This window comes from Ensifer sp. 2TAB8 (genome assembly GCF_052115125.1).
Classification (GTDB): Bacteria; Pseudomonadota; Alphaproteobacteria; order Rhizobiales; family Rhizobiaceae; genus Ensifer.
The window spans coordinates 1-467 of sequence record NZ_JBFRGB010000091.1 but is presented as its reverse complement, the minus strand read 5'-3'; the positions used below and the strand labels follow the sequence as shown (position 1 = coordinate 467).

The window sequence follows — 467 nt, the reverse complement described above, 5'->3', positions numbered from 1 at the left end:
CCTGGACAGATGGCGAAGGCCGAGGTTCTCGACCCGCAGCAATACGGGCTGTTGAGACGAGGGCCCGAATGGAGGCAATGGCGGGCGCAGAGTTGTGTTCGCATGTTCGACTGTCATCGCGTCTGGTTCCTTGGATCGAGGCTGCGGCGAACGTCCTCGCCGACAAGATTGATGGAAGCGATCAGGCCGAAGAGSGCGAGRCCTGGAAACAGGCTGATCCAGTATTGGCCGGTCATCAGGTACTGGAAGCCGTTGGCAACGGCGGCGCCGAGCGAAGGCTTGTCGATCGGAACGCCCAAGCCGAGGAAGGACAGCGTCGCCTCTAGCGCCACGGCATGACCGACCTCGATCGGGATCAGAGTGATCGCKGGCGCGATGCTGTTGGGCAGCASGTGACGGAAGAGGATCCGGGAGGTCGGCAGCCGCATCAGCCGGGCCGCATCCATGTAGGGCTTCTTGACTTCGCT

At 62.6% G+C, this 467-nt stretch carries 1 protein-coding gene; it reads right to left on the bottom strand.

The window, feature by feature from the left end:
* Positions 1–113: 113 nt before the first annotated feature.
* The coding region (locus tag AB4Z53_RS35480) for an ABC transporter permease (RefSeq protein WP_441600120.1) at positions 114–467 on the bottom strand (354 nt) is incomplete at its 5' end.